The 22,149-nt window shown below is 42.7% G+C and carries 19 protein-coding genes; 9 read left to right on the top strand and 10 right to left on the bottom strand.

The annotated features are described in order from the left end of the window. The first annotated feature begins 30 nt into the window (after positions 1-30). Positions 31-1,725, top strand: coding sequence for a hypothetical protein (locus AC1XUE_RS25290; protein ID WP_483358781.1), 1,695 nt, complete (start codon positions 31-33; stop codon positions 1,723-1,725). Between the two features lie 6 nt (positions 1,726-1,731). Here the strand turns inward: AC1XUE_RS25290 and AC1XUE_RS25295 are convergent, their stop codons facing one another. Continuing rightward, a complete protein-coding gene (locus AC1XUE_RS25295) occupies positions 1,732-3,006 on the bottom strand; it encodes a D-alanyl-D-alanine carboxypeptidase/D-alanyl-D-alanine-endopeptidase (RefSeq protein WP_483358782.1) in 1,275 nt (424 codons plus the stop codon). 227 nt (positions 3,007-3,233) lie between these two features. Between AC1XUE_RS25295 and AC1XUE_RS25300 the strand changes: the two genes are divergently transcribed. Both AC1XUE_RS25300 and AC1XUE_RS25305 read left to right on the top strand, forming a co-directional pair. Next, positions 3,234-5,138, top strand: coding sequence for a RecQ family ATP-dependent DNA helicase (locus tag AC1XUE_RS25300; RefSeq protein WP_483358783.1), 1,905 nt, complete (start codon positions 3,234-3,236; stop codon positions 5,136-5,138). An 8-nt stretch (positions 5,139-5,146) separates the two neighbouring features. Then, positions 5,147-6,571 carry a DUF5723 family protein gene (locus AC1XUE_RS25305; RefSeq protein WP_483358784.1) on the top strand — a complete coding sequence of 475 codons (1,425 nt, stop codon included), beginning with the start codon at positions 5,147-5,149 and terminating at the stop codon, positions 6,569-6,571. Positions 6,572-6,578: 7 nt separating this feature from the next. Here the strand turns inward: AC1XUE_RS25305 and AC1XUE_RS25310 are convergent, their stop codons facing one another. The 8 genes from AC1XUE_RS25310 to AC1XUE_RS25345 all read right to left on the bottom strand — a co-directional run bounded on the left by AC1XUE_RS25310 (position 6,579) and on the right by AC1XUE_RS25345 (position 16,504). Then, positions 6,579-6,893, bottom strand: coding sequence for a DUF6787 family protein (locus AC1XUE_RS25310; RefSeq protein WP_483358785.1), 315 nt, complete (start codon positions 6,891-6,893; stop codon positions 6,579-6,581). Positions 6,894-6,901: 8 nt separating this feature from the next. Then, entirely contained in the window at positions 6,902-7,633 is a 732-nt protein-coding gene (locus AC1XUE_RS25315; protein WP_483358786.1) for an RluA family pseudouridine synthase, read from the bottom strand. A 27-nt stretch (positions 7,634-7,660) separates the two neighbouring features. Further along, on the bottom strand, positions 7,661-8,479 hold the full coding sequence (gene panB / locus AC1XUE_RS25320) for a 3-methyl-2-oxobutanoate hydroxymethyltransferase (protein ID WP_483358787.1): 819 nt from the start codon (positions 8,477-8,479) through the stop codon (positions 7,661-7,663). 43 nt (positions 8,480-8,522) lie between these two features. Further along, positions 8,523-9,863 (bottom strand): murein hydrolase activator EnvC family protein, encoded by a 1,341-nt coding sequence (locus AC1XUE_RS25325; RefSeq protein WP_483358788.1) that lies wholly within the window; start codon positions 9,861-9,863, stop codon positions 8,523-8,525. 90 nt (positions 9,864-9,953) lie between these two features. Then, the gene (gene lolB1, locus AC1XUE_RS25330) at positions 9,954-10,787 is read right to left on the bottom strand and encodes a lipoprotein insertase outer membrane protein LolB1 (RefSeq protein WP_483358789.1); all 834 of its coding nucleotides are present in this window, start codon (positions 10,785-10,787) and stop codon (positions 9,954-9,956) included. Continuing rightward, on the bottom strand, positions 10,777-12,531 hold the full coding sequence (locus AC1XUE_RS25335) for a tetratricopeptide repeat protein (RefSeq protein ID WP_483358790.1): 1,755 nt from the start codon (positions 12,529-12,531) through the stop codon (positions 10,777-10,779). Before AC1XUE_RS25335 ends, lolB1 begins: the two co-directional genes overlap by 11 nt. A 152-nt stretch (positions 12,532-12,683) precedes the next feature. Continuing rightward, positions 12,684-15,113: a TonB-dependent receptor plug domain-containing protein gene (locus AC1XUE_RS25340; RefSeq protein ID WP_483358791.1), complete on the bottom strand. Its 2,430-nt coding sequence runs from the start codon at positions 15,111-15,113 to the stop codon at positions 12,684-12,686. 56 nt (positions 15,114-15,169) lie between these two features. Next, on the bottom strand, positions 15,170-16,504 hold the full coding sequence (locus AC1XUE_RS25345) for an APC family permease (protein WP_483358831.1): 1,335 nt from the start codon (positions 16,502-16,504) through the stop codon (positions 15,170-15,172). Positions 16,505-16,601: 97 nt separating this feature from the next. Here AC1XUE_RS25345 and AC1XUE_RS25350 point away from each other — a divergent pair, with 97 nt between their 5' ends. The 6 genes from AC1XUE_RS25350 to AC1XUE_RS25375 all read left to right on the top strand — a co-directional run bounded on the left by AC1XUE_RS25350 (position 16,602) and on the right by AC1XUE_RS25375 (position 21,884). Then, positions 16,602-17,765, top strand: a complete 1,164-nt coding sequence (locus tag AC1XUE_RS25350; RefSeq protein WP_483358792.1) for a sensor histidine kinase — start codon at positions 16,602-16,604, stop codon at positions 17,763-17,765. After that, positions 17,762-18,457, top strand: coding sequence for a LytR/AlgR family response regulator transcription factor (locus tag AC1XUE_RS25355; protein ID WP_483358793.1), 696 nt, complete (start codon positions 17,762-17,764; stop codon positions 18,455-18,457). The genes AC1XUE_RS25350 and AC1XUE_RS25355 overlap by 4 nt, the downstream gene beginning before the upstream one ends. A gap of 117 nt (positions 18,458-18,574) precedes the next feature. Then, a complete protein-coding gene (locus tag AC1XUE_RS25360; RefSeq protein ID WP_483358794.1) occupies positions 18,575-19,288 on the top strand; it encodes a dioxygenase family protein in 714 nt (237 codons plus the stop codon). Positions 19,289-19,429: 141 nt separating this feature from the next. Next, positions 19,430-19,945 (top strand): hypothetical protein, encoded by a 516-nt coding sequence (locus AC1XUE_RS25365; protein WP_483358795.1) that lies wholly within the window; start codon positions 19,430-19,432, stop codon positions 19,943-19,945. 4 nt (positions 19,946-19,949) lie between these two features. After that, positions 19,950-20,648 carry a pirin family protein gene (locus AC1XUE_RS25370; RefSeq protein ID WP_483358796.1) on the top strand — a complete coding sequence of 233 codons (699 nt, stop codon included), beginning with the start codon at positions 19,950-19,952 and terminating at the stop codon, positions 20,646-20,648. A gap of 33 nt (positions 20,649-20,681) precedes the next feature. Continuing rightward, positions 20,682-21,884, top strand: coding sequence for a cysteine desulfurase family protein (locus AC1XUE_RS25375; protein WP_483358797.1), 1,203 nt, complete (start codon positions 20,682-20,684; stop codon positions 21,882-21,884). A gap of 18 nt (positions 21,885-21,902) precedes the next feature. Here AC1XUE_RS25375 and AC1XUE_RS25380 read toward each other — a convergent pair whose 3' ends face one another. Beyond that, on the bottom strand, positions 21,903-22,148 hold the full coding sequence (locus tag AC1XUE_RS25380; RefSeq protein ID WP_483358798.1) for a hypothetical protein: 246 nt from the start codon (positions 22,146-22,148) through the stop codon (positions 21,903-21,905). Position 22,149: the final 1 nt, after the last annotated feature.

The raw sequence follows: 22,149 nt of genomic DNA on the forward strand, positions 1-22,149 counted from the left end.
ACCGCGACACATGCCGCTTCTGAGTAATATATGATTAAATCAATACCCGTTTTTTCAAAAAACAGCACAATACTGGCAGTCGTTTTTTGCTTTATTCCACCCCTTATATACTTTTTCGTATTTAAGAAGGTAGCTCTGAATATCAATTATGTAGCATTTGATGACATCCTCATACTTGGTGTTATTCCGGGATTTGGTGATGCACCATTGCTTGAAAAATGGCAGCGCCTGATAGAGCTTTTTCCCGAGCACCGTCTTGTTTTTTCAAGATCTGTAATTCTTTTGCTCCACAGTACATTTGGTCGGCTCGATCTGGTATGGGCTATGGTTATCGCCAATTTATGCTGGGCGGGCTGTGCTGTCATTTTTTATAAAGCATTTCAAAAGCTACAACTGTCATTGTGGTACTTTGTGCCCGTTATGTGGTTATGGTTCTCCATTCAGTCATTTGAGAATATATTCTGGGGCGTTAGTTCCTTATGTAATTTCGGTGTGTTATTTTTTGTTATTACTGCATTTTACCTGGCCGCATATTACCCAAGCCGCCTCATTTACTCATTGCCGGTTGCCCTTATTGCAACGTTTACTTACGGCAATGGGCTCATGTCATTCCCGATCATAGCGCTGATCATGTTGCTGTCGGGTCAGCGGAAATCTTTTATCATTACACTTGGAGTAATGGTTCTTGTCGCCTTTATCTATTTTATAGACTTTACACCCATTACCCAAAATCTTGATTTTAAAAACCCGGATGAAGTAAAGGAAGGAATACTTGGATTTCTTGGATTTATAGGTTCCATTACCACCCTTGACGCCTACACGGCAAAGCCGGAAATACTGATGGTTGCTGTAATCACTGGTATCGTGATGATCGTTGCTTTTGTGTTTCTCTTCAGAAAACAGTTTCTACAATTATGGACAGCTGTATGGATAAATCAACCTTTTACCAATAAGGGTGCTTTGTTTGCACTTTCGCTGGCACTATTTATAATGATCACATCACTGGCTCTATCCTACAAGCGTATTCCAACCGATCATTTTGAAGGTATGTTCAAAGGCCGGTACAGGATGTATTCTGCACTTGCCTGCATTGCCCTGTACTTTGCTTTTCTTTCTTTGTCAAAATTTATTGTCTTAAAGAAAAGCCTGGTATTTTGCCTTGGAATCAGTATCATTCTGAACCTGACTATTTTGCACAGTAATTTTGCAGATACCGTCAATAACCGCAGAAGCGCTATCTGCCAGGAATTCAATGCCCGATACAATGCCGACTGGTTGGGAACAAAGATGTTCTCTATGGACCGCAATCACCTCGAAATGATCCGATCTTATTATAACTCAGAAGACCCTCTTGCTGAAGGCTGGAAACCAAATAAAATCCAAACTCCAAAATTTGAAGGAAACTATCCTCCGGATTTAATTAACGATCGAAATTCATATTTACAGATTGGTTACAGCGAGGCGAATTTTCCCAATGTCAAAGATTATTCCGATGGCGCGTATGTCATTCTTAAATCCGATAGCCATGTATACGCAAGTAATCTGTACCAGTATCCGGTTCCTTTGAAAACAACTGTAAGACGTTTGATGTATTTTGCCAAAGGTGCCATTGCCAGCTTCCATCAGGAGACAATCCAGCCGGGAACATATAACATATACCTCCTGCAAAGACTTGATGGTGAAAATCATTTCTACGCTACCAACAAGACCTGGGTGAGACAATAATGGCCACTAGAAACGATTGTGAATAGCTGTAAGAATACGTTCCACCTCAGCTTTCACTTCAGAGGCAGGCCGGACAAAATTGTTATTCATAAAACTAAAAATCAGCGTTTTTCCTTTTTTAGTCAGCAAATATCCACTGAGATTATATACGTTACTCATTCCCCCTGTTTTGGCATAAACAAAAGGGCTATCAGCCTTAAATTGATTTTTGACAGTCCCCGAAACCCCGCCTGCAGGAAAAATAGCATGTAGTCTTTCCTTAGGAAGTTTTGTCTTGATTTTTTGAAGCAGCCAAGTGGTTGATCTGGGTGTAAAAAGATTATATCTGCTCATACCCGAACCATCCTTCCAAACAGGCTTGTCCGGAATCCCATTCAGATGATTGGCTGTAACATGATCAATAGCCATTGCTGTATTTAAAGGCATCCCATTAGCAGATGCATAAAGTAGCATGAGCTGTTCTGCCAGCAAATTATCGCTTTCATGCATCATACGGGTGTACAACGAATCTGAAGGGATACTGTAAACTTTCTGCAATTCAATATTCAATGGTATTCTAATAGATTTTACTTCTTTTTGCAATACATCGGATAACATATCTACCAGAAGGTCATCCGACATGCGTACCGGTACGTCTTGTTTAAAGGGTTTTTCGACAGACGCCTGTGAATAATGAAAGTAATTGCTTTCTTCATCTCTCAGGAATCCTGTTGTTGTTGTATCCTTTCTTGTAAAACGTTTCCAATAATGAGGATAAACTGAAAATTCACGCTCTTGTTTCTGTGAAAAACGGGCTATGTTACCGTAAATAGGCATCGCAGATATTTCCGGCTGATAATAACCATTGTAATCGTCCCATGCCCAGCCTGGTCCGAATCTCTTGTCTTCGAAATGAACAGATGTATAAAAAATCTGCTCTTTTCTCGATTTCAAAAAGTCAATTACCTTACTTTTTGGCAGATCGGGATGTAATAATGAAGGGTCACCTGTGCCTCTTATCAACAGCAGTTCTCCCCATTCCAGGTATTCAAGTCCCGGAATGGAATCACCCAGAATGGACAATCCGGCATAAAGACTGTATAATTTGGTATTTGATGCCGGAATAAAGTACTTGTCGTCGTTATAAGCAGCCAGACTTTTGCTACCATTTTCTGACAAAACAGATACGCCAGTGTGCTGTTGACTTAATATGTCCGATCTTTTTATCTCGCGATTTACATAATGTGATACCGAACATCCTGACAGGAACAGAGGAAAAGCAAGCAGCAATAATGTGCGCATAAATGAAACAACAACAATTAATAAATGTCAAATAGAGGAAATAGCTTCCAAGAAACCATAATTTGTAAAGAAACGTAACTATGGTTATGCTTAGTTTATTAGCATGGAAGTAAAATTAGTTTTTTCAATTTAAAACAAGCGAATTTTAGGGTCGGCTCACGCAGTAAGAATTTTCAGCCACCATAATTTTGTTACTTTACAGCCATATTCATCAATAAGAGTAAACCATGACTGATCTCCACGCTATCCTTAAACAGTATTGGGGATATGATCAATTCAGGCCATTGCAGGAAGATGCTATCCGATGTGTACTTAATGCGACGGATACGCTGGTTTTATTACCGACAGGTGGCGGCAAATCTATTTGTTTTCAGGTTCCGGTTATGGCTATGGAAGGTGTATGCATCGTAGTCACTCCTCTTATCGCCCTGATGAAAGATCAGGTAGAGCAGTTGAAACGACGCAATATATCAGCAGCAGCTATTCACTCAGGCATGAACCGGCATGAGATAGACATCACGCTGGATAATTGTATTCATGGTCACACCAAGTTCCTATATGTTTCGCCGGAACGACTTCGCACTGATATAATGATTCAGCGTGCGAAACAGATGAAGATATGCCTGCTCGCTATTGATGAAGCTCATTGTATTTCGGCCTGGGGCTATGATTTTCGTCCCTCCTATCTGCTTATCTCTGATTTTCGGGACCTGTTGCCTGGCGTACCCGTCATGGCACTGACTGCCACAGCTACCGAGGAGGTTCGTGTTGATATCATGGATAAGTTAAAAATGAAATCGGCCAGCGTATTTAAACAATCTTTCGCCCGTGCTAACCTGTCCTACTCAGCTTTTGCTGAAGAAAATAAAGAACGGAAGCTGGTCCAGATATTAAAAAATGTTCCCGGAACGTCCATCGTATACGTAAGAACGAGAAAGCGAACCAAAGAGCTGGCCGATTCCCTCGTTCGCAATGGCATTCCTGCTTTGCCCTATCATGCCGGACTGCCTTTTAAAGATCGCGGGGATCGACAGTCTGCCTGGATACAGAACCAGACGCGGGTTGTAGTTGCCACTAATGCCTTTGGTATGGGGATCGACAAACCGGATGTCCGCTCTGTCGTCCATTATGACTTACCCGAGAATCTGGAAGCATATTACCAGGAAGCAGGAAGAGCTGGGCGGGATGAAAAGAAAGCATACGCCGTAGCTCTTTTTAACAGAATTGATCTTGAGGAATTAATTGATAGCGTTGAACGCAAATATCCACCTTTCGAGCTGATCAGACGCGTATACCAGGCATTAGCTAATTATTACAAAATTCCTGTCAGCGGGTCTGAGTTTGTGAGTTATAACTTTGATATAAAAGACTTTACCGGCATATTCGGATTACCTGTAAATGAAACACATTATGCGCTTAAACTGCTTGAAGAGGAAGGATTTATTCAGCTCGGAGAAAATTTCAATGAGCCGTCCAAATTACATTTTCTGGTAGATAACCGGCAATTGTATGATTTCCAGATACGCTATCGTGAAATGGATTCGTTTATCAAAGTGATATTGCGGTTGTATGGTGGAGAATTGTTTACAGAATATGTGAAAATATCTGAAAGTGAGATCGCTCAGATTTTCTTCGCCCCGCAGCAGGAAGTGATCAAGAAGCTGATGTTTATGCAGGAAAGAGACATTCTGGTGTATGAGCCTCGTCGGGATCAACCACAAATTACTTACATGACTCCCAGATACGATGCTTCTTTGCTTCCACTTAACATCAGAGAAATTGAAAAAAAGAAAAAAAGGGATTTAGACAAGGCAGGTGCAGTTGTACGTTATGCATCGCATACCAGGCAATGCAGAACTTTGCTGCTGTTAGAATATTTCAATGAATTTGATGCGGATCCCTGTGGCATTTGTGATGTATGTATTTCAAACAAGAAAGGCGAATCTGCAGAGGATGGGAATTTACAAGCTATTCTTGATTTTATCCGACAAAATAACAGCGTATCTCCAAGAGCACTGGCCCTCTCTTTTGATCACATACCCGAAAAATTGCTATCGAGTATTTTAAAGAAATTTATCGAAGAAGAGATTATACATTATAATACAGTCGGGGAACTGACTTTAAAAAGCTAGTCACTATTTTGAAAAAAAACACACTTATTACCGCGCTGATATTATCGTTATTTGCATTCACATCCTACGCCCAGCAAATTCCCGGATTGCAATATAGCAATTACGGAGGGCTGTACCGGGCTTCTTATAATCCATCTGTTCTAGGTGGTTCCAAACACAAATGGCAGGTCAACATCGGAACATTAGGGGGCAGTATTAATTATCGCTATTTTGTATTTCTTGGTAAAAATTCGCTGCTATATCCACTTATTGCACCTCACTCTACCAAAGAACTCTATGGTCGTTCGCGGACGATGGGCTCTCTAACTGAAAACCCGCTTCATCTGGTAAGCGAAATTCGCTGGCCCTCAGTGATGTATTCTATTGATAGCCGCCAGGGTATTGCATTACAATTCAGGACAAGAGGTGTTGTAACGGGTAATAACATTCCGGGTCCGATTAAAAATATGTATTTCCGCAGACTTGATACCGGAGAAGCACTTCCTGCGGATGGAGACTGGGGAAATTTCAATACGGTTCAGCAGAGCTTTTCCGACGCAAGCCTTAGTTATGGCCTACTGGTTCTCGATACTGACGCTCATAAGTTAAGACTGGGTGTTACGGGGAAGCGGATATTTGGAGCACGGGTCGCTTATCTGGATGCAGATATCAGTCAATATGCGCTACGACCTGAGGGAACGGATCCTGAAATAAGTGAATTGGTCCTATCAAATATGTCTTATGAGAGTGGATATAGTCATGTCAACCAAAGGATGAGTATCGGTAATCTTTTCAATTCCGATAAATATGCCAATGGATGGGCATATGATCTTGGTTTTACCTATGAACTGGGGGCTTTCTGGAAAAATACCGCAGAAAAATTTGACGAAAATCCCAAATATATTTTACGCCTGGCTGCTTCTTTAACTGACGTAGGTAGTATACGTTATAAAACAAATAATAGTAAAGTCATTTCAGGAAGTGTACCTGAGTACCTGATGAACCAATCGGCCATGGAAACAATCAGTGACCGCGGTCCTGAAGGATTGATGGAACTTCTTCCCTATACACAGGATACCACCTTAAACAGAACTGTCCGGCTGCCGGGCGCCTTAAACCTGGAAGCCGATATTCAGCTTGTGAAAGGCTTTTTTATCAACCTGGCACAAACGAAAAGATACAAGTATCGAAATGATCAGCTATTAGATATGTATCAGCCCAATTCTTTCACGATAACACCGCGTTTTGAAGACGAAGATTCTGACTTTGCTTTCCCGATTTCGTTTATAGAGGGTAATAAAAAGCCGTCCATCGGTGCAATCGCTCATTTCGGACCGATGTTTCTGGGATTTAGTAATATCAATGGTCTGATCAGGAAAACAGGAGCACGCGGAAGTATGGTTTATCTTGGATTTTCAGCCTGGAAACTGAATAGGAAAAGGGAGAAAAAGTAGTGCGTGATCAGGCTTTGGATTTACCCATCCCAAACCAGCTTCCGATGCGGGAAAACATCCTTTTTTCGAACTGCCAGAAGAAAGAAAACTTGCCCCATATCCAGCCCCAGCATAACAATACAACCTGATAGAGAGGCAAAATAATGATGATGTTGACAGTCCACCGTAGCCAGGATGGTGATTCGTTGGTGAGGCCGATCAACTCAAAGAAAGCGCGCTTAATATAAAGAATAGAAAAACCCGTACAAGCGAAAACGAGTAGGATGATAAGCACATCCCAGCCATTTTTTACATTCCACCGCTGTTTGAGTTTTTCTATCATGATAAATTTTATTCGTAGAAGAAACCCAGATGTTCCGGTTTTACTTCTTCGTTATCCAGTGTCAAAAATTCTTCCCAGAAAGGGTCGTTCGGTAAGCCTGCTCTGCATATCACCGGCTCCTTTTTTACAGGATGTTCAAAAAATAATCTTCTTGCGTGCAAATTGATGCTGCCGTCCGGATTTCCTTTCGGAGATCCATATTTCACATCACCACGTATAGGGCAACCCATAGATGCCAACTGCACACGGATCTGATGTGGCCGGCCGGTTATAGGTGATACTTCTATCAGATGAAATTTATTGATCTCACCCAGCCAACGATATGATAATTCAGCTTTTTGAGAACCAGGAACCTCATAATCATGTGCTGTGGTTACATTTCTTCTTTCATCCTTGGACAACCAGTGTACAAGCCTTCCTTTTTTTACAGCAGGTTTATTTTTCACCACAGCCCAGTATGTTTTCTGAACATCTCTTTTGCGGAAGATTTCATTCATACGTTCCAGCGCCTTGGATGTTTTTGCAAACACGACAAGTCCGCTTACCGGACGGTCCAAACGATGTACCGTACCTAAAAATACGGCACCTGGTTTGTCGTATTCTTCCTTGATATAGTCTTTGACCATATCAAGCAGACATTTATCACCTGTAGAGTCACCCTGAACCAGAATGCCTGGTTCTTTATTGACAATAATCAAATGATTGTCTTCATATATAATTTGAAATGGTCTTCTGGCCATATTATTAGTTTAATACTTTTTAAAAGGTCAATAAGATTCTCCCATATTTGGAAAGGAGTTATTTTTGACATCCTTGATATAATTTCCGATTGCATCAAGCATGATGTCATTCAGTTCTGCGTATCTTCTCAGGAATCTGGGCTTAAATGCCTTATTGATGCCCAATAAATCATGTAGCACCAATATTTGTCCATCTGCGTCCGGACCAGCTCCAATGCCCACCGTAGGAATAGCGATACTTTCCGACACCATCTTGGTCAGTTTGGATGGTATTTTCTCCAATACTACTGAGAAACAACCTACTTCCTCAAGCATTTTGGCATCTTCCATTAATTTCTCCGCCTCAGCCTCTTCTTTAGCTCTAACGGAGTAAGTCCCAAATTTATAAATTGATTGCGGTGTGAGCCCCAAATGACCCATTACAGGAACCCCTGCACTTAATATACGAGTAATAGAATCTTTGATTTCTAATCCCCCTTCCAGTTTCACAGCATGAGCACCTGATTCTTTCATAATTCTGATTGCAGAACTCAAAGCTTCACGCGAATTTCCCTGATAGGATCCGAAAGGCAAATCTACAACTACCAGCGCGCGCTTCACAGCTCTTACTACGGATTGCGCGTGATAGATCATCTGATCAATCGTGATGGGCAGGGTAGTCTCATGTCCTGCCATTACATTAGAAGCCGAATCGCCTACTAAAATAAGCTCAACACCTGCGGCGTCGACGATTCCTGCCATGGAATAGTCATAGGCAGTCAGACAGGAAATTTTCTCGCCCCTTGTCTTCATTTCCTGAATGACGTGAGTGGTAACACGCTTGATATCAGCCTTATGTACAGACATACTATTTCAATTATACAGTTCTGGTGAACTTTGATTTTTACTGTTAACGTCTTTGTAACCAGCTTTCCGGATTCAATCTGGATGTATTTTTCCAGATCTGGAACTGCAGTTCAGATGTTCCGTCACTGTCTGTCGCCACACGTCCTATAGCTTCCCTGGCTTTTACCTTTTGTCCGGGCCGCACGCTCACTCCGCTCATTTTAGCATAGATAGTCATATAGTTACCATGCTGAATAGCAACAACGCTACCCATTCCCGGCATCTGGGTTACATCCAGTACCACACCATCATACACCGAACGGACAGGATCTCCTGCTGATGTTTGAATATCAACTCCCAGGTTATCAACCATAACACCTTTAAGTACAGGGTGGGGGCGTTGGCCGAAATGACTGGAAATGAACCCTTTCACCGGCCAGGGTAATCTTGCCTGTGAAGCAGTGAAAGACGAAGCCAGTGTCGATTCCTCCTCATTCATTCCACCCGACGAGAATACGGGTTCTTCTTCTTTAGGTTCCTCTTTTACAGCAGCTTCTCCTTTCTTTTCTCTTTCTGCATTTTCCCGGGCAATCCGCTCTCTTTCGGCCTTCCTTCTGGCTTCGCGTTCTTCTCTTTCCTTTCTCTCACGTTCGAGCCTTTCTCTTCTTTCACGCTCAGCTATCCTACGAATATTAGCCTCCAGAAAATCGTTTGCACGCTTATTTTCAGCTATCTGTTTTCGAAGTTCAACCTCTTTCTGAGATAATTCCTTGATTACCTCGTTCTGCTTCACTTTTAAGCCTTCAAGCTTTGTATTTTCCGTTACACGAGTATCCAAAACATTCTTCTGCTGACTTTTCTTCGAAGTAATCCTTTGACGTTCAGCCCTTAACTTATCTTCGAGCACTTCCATTTCTTTCACCTGCCCCTGCCGCGCTTCAGTATATTGTTTCAAATACTTGTATCGGAGCACAAATTGATTGAATGTTCCGGCCGAGAACAGGAATACAAGCTGATTCATATAGGCATTCCGCTTGGAGGCTTCGTAAATCATATGTCCGTATTCCTCCTTAACTTTTGCCAGACTCGCTGCCAATTCCTGCTGCTTTTTTTGCAACACAGCCAATTCTTTGTCCAACAAAGCCAGATCGTCTGAAAGCAGATCTATTTGTTTCCGGTAGGTATTAATTTGCTGATTCAGCGCCCTCAATTGCCCCAGATTGACATTTTTCTGAGAAGAGGTCTGCTTAAGTATATTTTGTATATCTCTGATCTTACCTTGGTTTTCGGCTTTTTCCTTCTCCAGCTGTTCTCTTGTTTTTTGTGCAAATGCACCGGACACCGCACAGCAGGAAAGCAGAAGCGCTAATATGAAACAGCAATAGTGTGATTTATATAGGGGCATATATTGTTTTTATCAACCTGAAATACCTAACCGGCGGACAAAGTTAAGCAGACTTACTGTTTTGCCCTATTATTTGAAATACAATATGGTTTACAGCTTACGGGTATAGCCTGATGGTACACTGAACGGGAAGCCCGGACTTTGTGCCTGAATGTCAACCCTGGAGTGTTTCAACGTGATTTTCGTATCGGATGCTTTTCCGTCCTGTAATGATTTTACATGAAGCATCACCAGACTCGTAAAAGGGAAGAGGAGATCATTAACGGCCCGAAAATCTGTATATTCTAAAGCGAAGGTATTGTTTGTACCATTCTCAGTAGCATTAAGTTTTGTAAGTTTTTTATTGTCCTCTGCCACATAATTGACTACTCCGATACGACCTTTATCCTGATTGATCACATAAAAATTCTCCTGTTTGGTAAAACGATCGGCAGGCAGAGCAGGGAAGAGGAGACTACCTACAATTACGGACTGAAGAAGTGCAAAATTAAGCTCAAAATTGTACCTTTTACTCAGTTGCTCATAAGTAAACACGAAGTATTGCTTATGAAATTTATCCATAAAAATAATAGAATCCGGCGTTATCAGCCCACGGGCTACTTCAAATCCTACACCGGTTACAGATATCCAGATAAGGCTATCTTTTTTCATCCGGATATTGAGATTGGTATTATCAAAATTCTGCTTGCTACTCTCGAAAGAAACTTTTGATTTGGCGGTCATGTAATCAAATGCTACCTCGTTCACTTTTATAGGTTCAACTGGCTCACCAACTATAGCATCCTTTTTATTAGCTTCTCCACCAGCAATCACAAGAGAATCCCGGATAGCGGCAGAAGTGTTTTTTGTTATCTTGCTTTTATGACATGCCGTAAGCCATATCATACTTGTGACCATCAGCCACATTACTATTCTATTGTTCATGTAAAGCTCCAGTTGCAATTTTTTTATCAAGCAGCTCAGTGGTTTCACCCATCTTTTTGGCCTTTTTCCATTGGGTAACTGCATTGTCACGTTCCCCTAATTTAAACAAGACATCTCCATAATGCTCAACAATCGTTCCGCTTACAAGTGTGCTTTCTATGGATATTGCTTTTTCGAGGTATGTTTTGGCCTTTTTATAATCTTTTAAAATATAAAGAACCCAGGCATGCGTATCCAGGTATGTGGGGTTGTCAGCGTGCATTTGCACAAGTTTTTCTGACATTTTCAAAGCCTGATCCATCTTCTCTTTACGCAATGACAGAAAATAGCTGTAATTGTTGAGTACATGATCGTTATCCGGATTTTCTTTCAGAGCAAGTTCATAAGCAGCATCCGATTTTTCATGATTACCCAAACCGTTAAATGCATCTCCCAGCTGGGCATGGATATATGGAATCATATCCGGCTTATCAGTAATCAGCTTAAGACTTTCTTCGAACGAAGAAATGGCTTTGTTGTAATCCTTCTTCATCAGGTGAGCCGTGCCATTGGAATACCATAATAAACCCTGGTTCGGGAAAACTTCCAGAGCTAGTTCGGAATGCACCAACATACTGTCTACCTGATTTAATTCTCCATCGAGTTGTATAAGGGCACCCCAAACTTCAAACGTAGAGCCGTCCAAACGGGCTGCTTTTGCATAAAGATCTCTTGCCTCTATCTTTTTACCTGTACGCATGAGCTGATCAGCATACACAATACTCGCTTTGGAGTCGTTGGGGTGAGTATCAGCTAATTGCTTAGCCAGCACTACTGCATCCTGGAATTCGGCTTCCGTTTTCAGCATTTTAACGTACCCTGACAAAACCCGTATTTTGGGCTCTGCTTCCAGATTGGGATTGGCAAATACCAATTTTAACTCCCTGTTACATTTTTCAATATCCCCGTTCCTGCGATAGATATCCGCCAGCAACACATGTGCCTGAGCTTCGTCCGGATTGATCTTCAGTGCCTCTTCCAATGGCAAAATAGCCTCATTGGTACGGTCATTGGCAATGAGCATCTCAGCAAGCTCAATCCGATAGGCAACTTCTCCGGGCTCCGCAGTAATTAGTTTTTGAGCTTCGCCCAGTGCTTTATCTAATTTGTTCTGGCGTAAATAAAGCTGTTGTTTCTGATGTGTGATTTCTTCCGTAACTCCTATTGATTTTTCAAGGTTATCATAGGTTACGATGGCTTTGTCATACTGGTCATTAAACACATAAATCGCAGCAAGCTCTATTCCATACTGTATATTATCCGGACTTTTAGCCACGAGTGCCTGGTAGATCTGGACTGCTTCGGCATATTTTCTTCCCTTGGCTAATAGCTCACCGAGTTGTTGCGCATAGAAAATATTGTTTTTATCCAGATCGTAGGCCTTACGTGAAGCAACAATTGCCTCATCTGCTCTTTCGAGCTTTACAAGAGCACGAGCCAGCATATAATGACCGGCCGCTTTACCAGGCGTTTTTTCAATTAATTTTTCAAAAATCGGAAGTGCTTTGGCAGGTTCGTCTCTCATTAGAAATTTCATCCCTTCAATAGCCAGAGATTCATCTTTCAGATGCTGATCCGGTACACTCAGTGAATCAGGCTGAGCTTGTTCACCGCCAGTTTTGTTCTGTGCGCTCGCTATATGTCCAGCATGAATGATCAGCACAAAGCCGATCAGGAAGAATATATTAAAGGGTCTGGTCCTCATATCTTGTCATGATGCCCATCTGATTGCGAGCCAAACCGGGCGTTTGGTGGTAAAAAGCAAAGTTATTGTTTTTTGTTCTTTTTGTCAGGAGATATGCTGGTATAAACAAGAATAGTAACGACAAAGTTGCCCTATTCTTGTTTTGATAACTGCTATTGCACAGAATAGGTCTGTCGGGACACACCGCTTCTCCCATCTCCGCTGAGCACTTCGGTGCGGATATCCATGGCAGACACTGCATCACTATTGTAATAAGTCAATTTTGCTTTACCATCTTTATCAGTCCTGATCATCGGAGCCCAAAATACGGTGGATCTGTAATCAGGACGAGCGTCTTCTTGTCGGGACTGATCATATTTAGGCATATAAAAATCTCTTGGCGTATTATAACCTGCGATTTTGGTCACCAGAACACCCGGCACTACATCATTGGAATAGTCATAATTAGAATCGCCTCTTTTAGTATAAACCGCTATCACACCATTTCCACCACGACTGCCATAAATGGCCGCAGAAGGCCCTTTAAGTACATCAATGGATTCCACATCATTAATATTAATGGATGTAAGCATATCTTTTTCAACCGGCATTCCGTCCAGTATAAATTGTGGTTCTCCACGACTACCTCTGATCGAAACTGTGGCATTCATTCCTGTACCTAGTACTTGCACTCCGGCAACACGCCCGGCAAGCACATCCAATATGCTGAAAGCCGAAGAAGCCAGCTGCGGCGTCATTTTGATAGACGCATCCGCATTGCTGTATAATTTTCTTGTATCCCGCTGCGATTCCCTCTTGGCCTTAACTGTCACTTCATTCAGCAACTTTTCACGGTTGGCTCTGATTGTCCTGATGATTTCTTTATACTCTTCTGCTCGTTTGAGATAGGCCTGCAACTGCTCCGCCTCCACAGTTACAGGGTAATAAGGCACTTTCACAACTGTAAATACCGGAGGTTGAAAAATATACGCCACGAATGTCAGGTTCTGATTACCTCTTCTATTCATTCCCTGTAAACGGGCACTGAGCGAATCAGTAAATACCATATCCTGAATTGCAAAAAAGCCATTCTCCGCCGTTTCACCTGAAAGCATGGTTTTGACACTATCATTCTGCAGATAAAGAGAGAAAAGTACTTTCTCCGTTACAGGACGGTTCCCACGCTTTACTGTACCAGACAATGTAATTCCTTGCTCTATCAATCGCCGGGGCCGGGCCAGAGAATCCTTCATCACGTCCTGCCATAGAAACCTACGCCATCCCTGAGTCATCATCAAATGGTCTATAGCTGATCTCCGTTCCGTTTTGGAAGGATCGAAGTAGTATCCGGGTTGCTCTATTGTCCCTTTCAGATCAGATGTAAGTAATAAATAAGAGCTGATATCCTGGTCGTAAGGCTGCATGGCTATCTGTCCGGCATCCGTCACAGAAACAGAAAGGCTTACTTCAACCGGCTTGCCCGATGTATCAGTAACCATCACAGATAATTCGGTTTTTCCTCTTGGTTTATAGACCTTTTTGTCAGGAGTAACCACTACCCTGAGCCGGTTGCCATGATCAATAAAAACAAGTCTTTCGCAGACCGGCCTGTTCTGATCGTCAAAAAGCGTGAGGTGTGTGATACCTTCCGGTAAATCCTTTTTATCAAGATTCATCCTCAGATTTCGGCTACTCACTTTCCCTCGGGCTACAAAGGTGACAACGCCACGTGAATGCCCTACAATGTGCACATTCCGTTCTTTTCCGTCCTGAAAATTATGGTATATCAGAATACGCATTGTCTTTGGATTGGATACATTATCAACCATGAGTGAATAGCCCTGTTCCATAGCTGCGGGAAGTGGGAATGTCTTCAGATCACCATTCTCCTTTTTGATATATGCTGTATATTTCACGCCCTTTTCGGGTGTAAACTGAAAATTACCCAAGCCGAGATGCATGCTTTTGAAGGAAACTACAGTATCGTTTTTTTCGTCAGCGATGAAGCCGTTTACCTCAGTACCTAAACCGTCAGCGCTTGTTGCCTTAAAGCCAACCCGTCCGATAATCCCGGTCAAAAGCTGCCCACCTTCCGGAAAAAACTGCATATCCAACCCTTCCGGTGCGGAGGGTGGAATAGTGGCATTCTGATCAAAAATGAAAATGTTTCTCTGAAAGAAATAATCTTCTGAGAAATTGCGCATCCAATTCGTATAAGCTCTTACTACATAAGCACCTGCTGGCAAGGGGGATGCCAGCACAATATCTCCATGGCCCGTACCGCCGTCCAGTTGCACACGTTTCAAAGCAACATTTTTGCCTGTACTTTGTTCTATCATATCTACATAAAGGAGGGTTGATGCGCTATCCGACTGATGCATAGCACCTTCTACCAGATAACTTTTAAACCAAAGGGTATCACCTACTGAATAGTAGGGTTTATCCAGATGCAGATATGCTTTTTCCTGAGGGTAAACGGAACGATATTTTTGAAGTTGGCCAGTAATTATTTTGGTAAAATCTTCATCGGTATATCTGACTGCAGCGAGCAACAAACCTGCAACCAATACAATCAGAGGATAAGCTAATCTTTTATGAACCATGGCTTTAAATTAAGACTTCCCACTTACTATCAGCCAAAATAAGAAAATTATTACTACTATTTATTCCATTTTTTAACCAGCAGATACAACGGATAGCTGATGACCAGAAAGAGTAGGGCAAACTGGCTGCTCGATAAGTCCTGCACCACGGCACTGACCAGAAATGCAGTTGATAACATAAGCATGATCACAGGCAGAACCGGGTACGCCGGCACCTTCCATGGCCTTGGCAAATCCGGTTCGTTTTTTCTGAGCGCCAGCAATGATGCAAATCCAGAAGTATAACCTAATACAAAAAAAAATGTTGCAATATCTGATAATCGTTCGCAGGTTTCTTTCCCTGTCAGAATCAGGACTACAGCAATGCAGGAGGTAATCATCATAGCCTGTGAAGGCGTTCCGCCTTTATTAACTTTTGTTCCGCCTTTGAGAAATAGTCCGTCACGACTCATGGAATACAACACCCGCGGATTGAACAGTAATTGCGCATTGACAATACCGAGGATGGATACCATCAGGAATATCGTTACAATTTTGCTGGTACCTTCCCCAAAAATAAGTCTGATTGCATCCGCCGCAGCCAGCTTTGACTGAGCCAGATCATGCATAGGAATGACGTGCAAAATGGCGAGATTACAGAGTAGGTAAATGATAATAATCAGCAACACACCTCCGATCATAGAACGTGGCAGATTTTTCGTAGGATCACGGTCTTCTTCCGTAAAATAGGCTGCTGTATGCCATCCGTCGTAGGTATAAAATATCGCTTGTAAAGAAAAAACAACAGGTGCTATCCAGCTGCCGGTCTGAGCAATACGACTTGTAGCAACACCAACCTGCTGAGCTGAAACCTCTTCTCCATAGATGTAACAGACAGCAACAAACGCAAACAAACCCACACCTTTCAATACACTCATGATATTCTGAAAAGTACTTGCCAAAGCCAGTCCAAGCCAGTGAATCCCGGTTAGTGTACTAAGAATTCCGGCAGCAACAAATGCCTCATATCCTGTAAGTGTGGGTATAAGCAATGCCAGGTATTCACTCATTGTATAGACGCCAAAACCCAGTGCCGAACAGGTTCCCAGCCAACTGTTGATCCCGACCACAAAACCAGCATAATTCCCAAAAGCCCTCTGTGCATATACATACCAGGCACCCGCTTTGGGAACAGAGGTTCCAAGCTCAATGGTACAGAGCGTACCTAAAAATGCATAGAGGCTCACAGCCAACCATAAGCCCATAATGAGCAGGGGAGAACCGAGCTGCTCAGCAATAGGCCCGGGCTTTCGGAGTATGCCCGTACCTATTGTACCACCGACTGTTACGGCAACACCGAATCCTACACCCAGAATTTTGAAAAGTTCAGTTTTTGCTTTTACCTGGGCCATATGGTACATCCGTTTGTGTCTTCCAAAATAGTAAAACTTTTTGTTTCTGTAAGTGATATATTCGCTGGCTATTTCGATATCATACAACCTCCTGGTCATGCTTAGATTACGAAACCATTGGCTTATTCATCTATCAGCGTGGCTTCTGTTTGCCTTTCTACCTCTCACGATTATTTCCCGTGAACTGGATCCGGATGTCATGAGCTCGATTTGTACGTCATTACCTTTCTGGATATTTATTTCCATTTACCTCGTGGTCTACTACGGCAATACGTTTTTGCTGATTCCCAGGCTTTTTTTCACCAAGCGGTATGTAGCCTATTTCAGCATTTTTGTGTTTTGCTTTTTTCTGTTTTTTTATACTAAACCATTTGAAAACCTTTTATTTCGGCAGATAACGGATAATCACATCCAGGAAATAGATGGTCCTGGCGCACCTGTCCCCGAACCACCCGGTTCGGGAAAGCCGGCTTACCAAATGAAAGCTCGTGAACCCTATCTGCATAACAAGCCACCACACATAGCGCCACCGCAAAGAATGGATAGAGCTAACCAACCCGCTATCGACTTTGTAAGCCTGGTTCTCTTTTTGGTAGTATGGGCAATAGCTATGGCAGTTAAAATATCAGAACAATGGAGATGGTCGGAGAAAAGGATGATGGTTTCTGAAACAGAAAAAGCGAAGGCTGAACTTTCTTTTCTCAAAGCTCAGATCAACCCTCACTTTTTATTCAATACATTAAATAATATTTATTCCCTTGCCGTCGTAAAGAGTGACCACACAGCTGACGGCATTTTGAAGCTTTCCCAGCTACTGCGATACATTACGGAGGAGGCTTCGGCAGATTTTGTACCTCTTAAACATGAAATCCAGTGTTTGGAGAACTATATTGATCTTCAGAGGCTGCGTTTGAATGCTAAGACAACAGTGAATTTTGATGTGGAAGGAAGTGCTGAAAATCAGTTGATAGCACCTCTTATTTTGATCACTTTTATCGAAAATGCTTTCAAATATGGGGTTAGTAATCGCTACGAGAATTTAATAGAAATAAAAATCCGGGCATCCAGCCACTCTATAGAATTCTCATGCCGTAATAAAATCACCGAAACAACAGCGGAAACCGATAGAGAAGGTGTTGGAATTTTGAATACAGAAAAGCGATTGAAATACTTCTATGCAGACCGGTATGATCTGGAGATCAGAAAAGAAAACGGTCTTTTTGAAGTTGACCTTAAACTCCAATCCATGGATCTGAAATGAAGTGTATAGCGATTGACGACGAACCGCTGGCTTTGGAGCTGATCAGAAATTACATTTCAGCAATTCCTGAGCTGAGCTTGCTGGAAACTTTTGATGATGCCATCGAAGGAGCTGATTATTTGAAACAACATCAGATCGATCTGCTTTTCATTGACATCAGTATGCCGGATATCACCGGATTGGATTTGGTAGCTTCTCTGGAAAATAAACCTATGGTCATTTTTACCACTGCACATAAAAAGTATGCGCATATGGGTTTTGAACTGGAAGCTATAGATTATTTGCTGAAGCCGATTACTCCGGAACGTTTTCAAAAAGCAGTGAAGCGTGCAAAGGAACAGTATCTGCTACGCAAACAGCAATCAGAGCAGAATTGGGAACCATTTATGGTAAGATCAGAATATAAAATGATCCGTATTGATCCCGCAGAAATCGAATATATTGAGTCTATGGAAGACTATATTAAGATTTTCCTGATTGATATACCCAGGCCGGTTCTTACACTGATGTCACTAAAAATGGTACTCGAAAAATTACCGGGTGCCGGATTCAGCCGGGTGCATCGTAGTTTCATAGTAGGGGAAAAGCACATTCATTTTATAGTAAATAAAAAAATAGCGTTGCAGTCCGGTAAAGAAATCCCTGTCGGTGACTCATATCTGAGCTTTATAGAAAAGTGGAAAAATCACTGATTCATTTTTCCATTCACCGATACAAAAGTCCTGTTTACCGGTAAACTCAGCCACCTCTGCAACAAGAGACACGTCTATTTCGATAAGGTAAGTAGATACACCTTGAACACGAAACAGATGGAACGTAAAGAATTTTTAAAGAGAGGATTTTCAGCATTGGGTTTGGCTGCTATTGTAAGTTGCTCCAACAAGTCAATTGATCCGGTGGACACTACAGAAGCGGGTACCTCAGCAGGGAGCGGAGACGGGACCTGCACCATTACTGCTACTGAAACCGAAGGTCCTTTTCCTACTAAAGTACCGGGGAGCTACGTTTTAAACGACATTACCTCTGACAGACAGGGCAATAAACTGACCATTAAGATCACCATCCAGAACAAAAACAACAGTTGCGCCGCTCTTGCCGGTGCCCTAGTTGATATCTGGCATTGCGATGCCGCCGGTAATTATTCACAGTATGGGGGCACAGGCATGCAGTCCACTAACTATCAAAGCGTCAGTTTTCTTAGAGGACGACAAGCTACTGATACCAATGGGCTCGCCACCTTTACAAGTATCTATCCGGGCTGGTATTCGGGTCGTGCACCGCACATTCACGTCCACGTTTACAATACCAGCGGCAAGTCGTTATTGGTAACTCAAATCGCATTTCCGGAAGCAACCAGTGCATTGGTTTATGCGCAAGGTGTGTACAAAAGTCATGGCCAGGCGGATACCACCAATGCGAGAGACAATGTATTTAGTGATGGAGTTTCTACTGAAATGGCTGCCGTTACAGGTTCTGTAACTACAGCATTTGAGCTGACACATACGATTGTGGTGAACGGGTAGGGGAGGAGTATTTTGGCGTCGCCTATTTGGCCGTCAGCAATCGCTGTCGGCAGTCAAACTCCTGCATAGGTTCAGGTCGCCAGAGATCTTAGTTAATGATATTTTAAAACCGTCAGAGTAGCCGACGGCCAACAGCCACCCATGAAATCCATTCGACTTTGTTACCGGAAAGTTATAGACACAGACTCCAGGTCTGCGTGGGAGAAAGCTGTGTTTGACGCCACGCATCTTGAATTTTATATGCAGGCACAGCGACTGGATCCCGAAGGTAAACATTCCACATTTGCGGAGCTTACAGACCATATTCCCGATGCACAGCATCTGCATTATCTGACCAGCTCCGCCGCAATAGGATACATCAGAAAGCTTGACGACGTCATTCCGGATGTCTACAATACGCTGGGATTGCCATGCCTGCCGTTCCATGATTTTAAGTTTGAGATCCTTGCATCGCATATAGAAGATAAGGCCCAGCACCGGATCGCGATCTCTTTTTACAGCGATCCGGTGATATGGCTGGAAACGATAGGTAGTAGCATTTTAATTACAGGGCAAGACAATCACGAAAAGCTTCGTAGCGGAGAACAGACAGAAACAGAACTCATTCCAATGAGCTCATTTTTAAGCATTTCACATTATATTAACCCTCAAAACTGAAGTCATGATTACACAAACGCCAGCTCATATATACCTGCAAAGCCAGCGTAAAGCAATAAGAAACGAAGGGTTTCGTAGTTACAGTACGTTTAATAATACGAAAGGAATAGGTGATCTTATTGCGTTCCATGAAGTGGAGCTGGATGCCGGCCAAAGTATTGACATTAAAACTGATGTACTCACGGAAATCATTCTTGTACCTGTTGTCGGCGGAGTGGAATTGATTTCCACCGGCATTGATTCTATATTTCTGAGTGTAGGAGAAACGTTTCGCTTTTATACTTTTCCGGAAAGCGATTTCAAAGTAGCGAACCCCTATCCCACCGAACCGATCAGTTACTTAGAGATACATATCCGTCCGGGTTTGTCGCAAGACGAAACTGATAACCTGCTGGACGAAGTCTTTCTTGATAGCTTTTCGACAAACGAGATCAATCAATTACTTCCCGCATTTACAAATTTGAATCGCTCTGTGAGCGCGGTATTAGGCCAATACAATGGAAGGGAAGAAGGTAGTTATATTCTGAACAATCCGCAGAATACTGTATTTGTATATATCATCAATGGTGCCTTTGAAGTACAAAACCGGCTGCTAGAAAAAGGCGATGCACTCTCACTTTGTGAACTCGAAGAAGTAGAATTCGAAGCACTGTCTGATGGGGCGCTAATTTTGCTGATGGAAATTGGGCAACTGAAGATTTAGCCGAGCATCAGACACTTTGTTAGCGAACTTTGAATGGAAACGGTAATACAATATCGTTATCTTCGTAGTGAAAACAAATGCCCAAACGCTGTGATTTACCTCGATAACAACGCCACCACCCGCATCGATCCACGTGTGCTAGAAACGATGATGCCTTATCTTACCGACAATTTTGCCAATGCAGCATCGACGCATGCTTTTGGTTTGGGCGCGAACGATGCGGTAAAAGTGGCCCGGCAACAGGTCGCAGAATTGATCGGTTCTGAAATGCATGAAATTGTGTTCACCTCCGGAGCTACGGAAGCCATTAACCTGGCGATCAAAGGCGTGGCGGAAAATTATCAAAGCAGGGGAAAACACATCATCACCGTACAGACCGAACATACGGCCGTTTTGGACGTTTGCCGGTATCTGGAAAACAAGGGTTTTGAAGTAACATACCTGCCTGTAAAGTCTGACGGTTTGCTGGATCTGGAAGTTTTAAAATCGGCGTTGCGGCCTTATACCATTTTGATTTCTGTGATGCTGGTAAATAACGAAACCAGTGTGATCCAGCCCATTAAAGAAATTGCCGCACTTGCCCACCAGGCTGGAGCATTGTTTATGACGGATGGCACACAGGCAATCGGAAAATTGCAGGTAAATGTGGATGATCTGGGTATTGATTTGATGCCTTTATCTGCTCATAAATTCTATGGTCCAAAAGGAGCAGGCGCGTTGTTTATTCGTCAGCGGAGACCATGGAGGATAAAACTGGAAGCCTTATTACATGGGGGAGGACACGAAGGCGGAAAACGCTCCGGAACGCTGAATGTAGCCGGCATTGCAGGGTTGGGAAAGGCAGCAGAGCTGGCTCAAAAAGAAATGAAGCAGGATGCCCAACGCATTGGTAACATACGCGATGAACTCGAAAAAGAGCTTCTAAAAATTGACGGAACCCGCATCAACGGAAACCCTGAAAGACGCCTGTACAACGTAACCAACATCCTTTTCGAAGGCTGCGATTCCGACGCCCTCATCATGGGGCTCAACGACATAGCTATCTCCAACGGCTCCGCCTGCACCTCCGCATCCATCGAACCCTCCCACGTACTCATCGCACATGGACTTTCAGAAACAGAGGCGTTTTCTTGTTTAAGGTTTAGTTTGGGGCGGTTTAATTCGGTTGAGGAGGTTGCAGGTGTGGTGGGGAAGGTGAAGTTGGTGGTGGAGGGGTTGAGGGCGATGGTCGGGTGAGGTAGTTAAGAAACTTCTCTACCTAAACAATGTCAAGATCTCCTGAGCTTCTTCAATTTTGGCTAATCTATCTTTTATTCTTTCATGTGCATCATTTACAATGTTCATAAAAAGAAGATTATCAACGATAAGTTGTCTGTCCCTTTTAATATGTTCTTCATGTTTTTTAATTCGAAGATTTATACTGTTAACAAGTCGAGGAAGAGTAGGCTCAGCAGAAGGATTTAGCCATTCTATATCGGATTGATGAATATTTTTATTCATA

Source organism: Dyadobacter sp. HNCC25DJ187 (assembly GCF_056895255.1).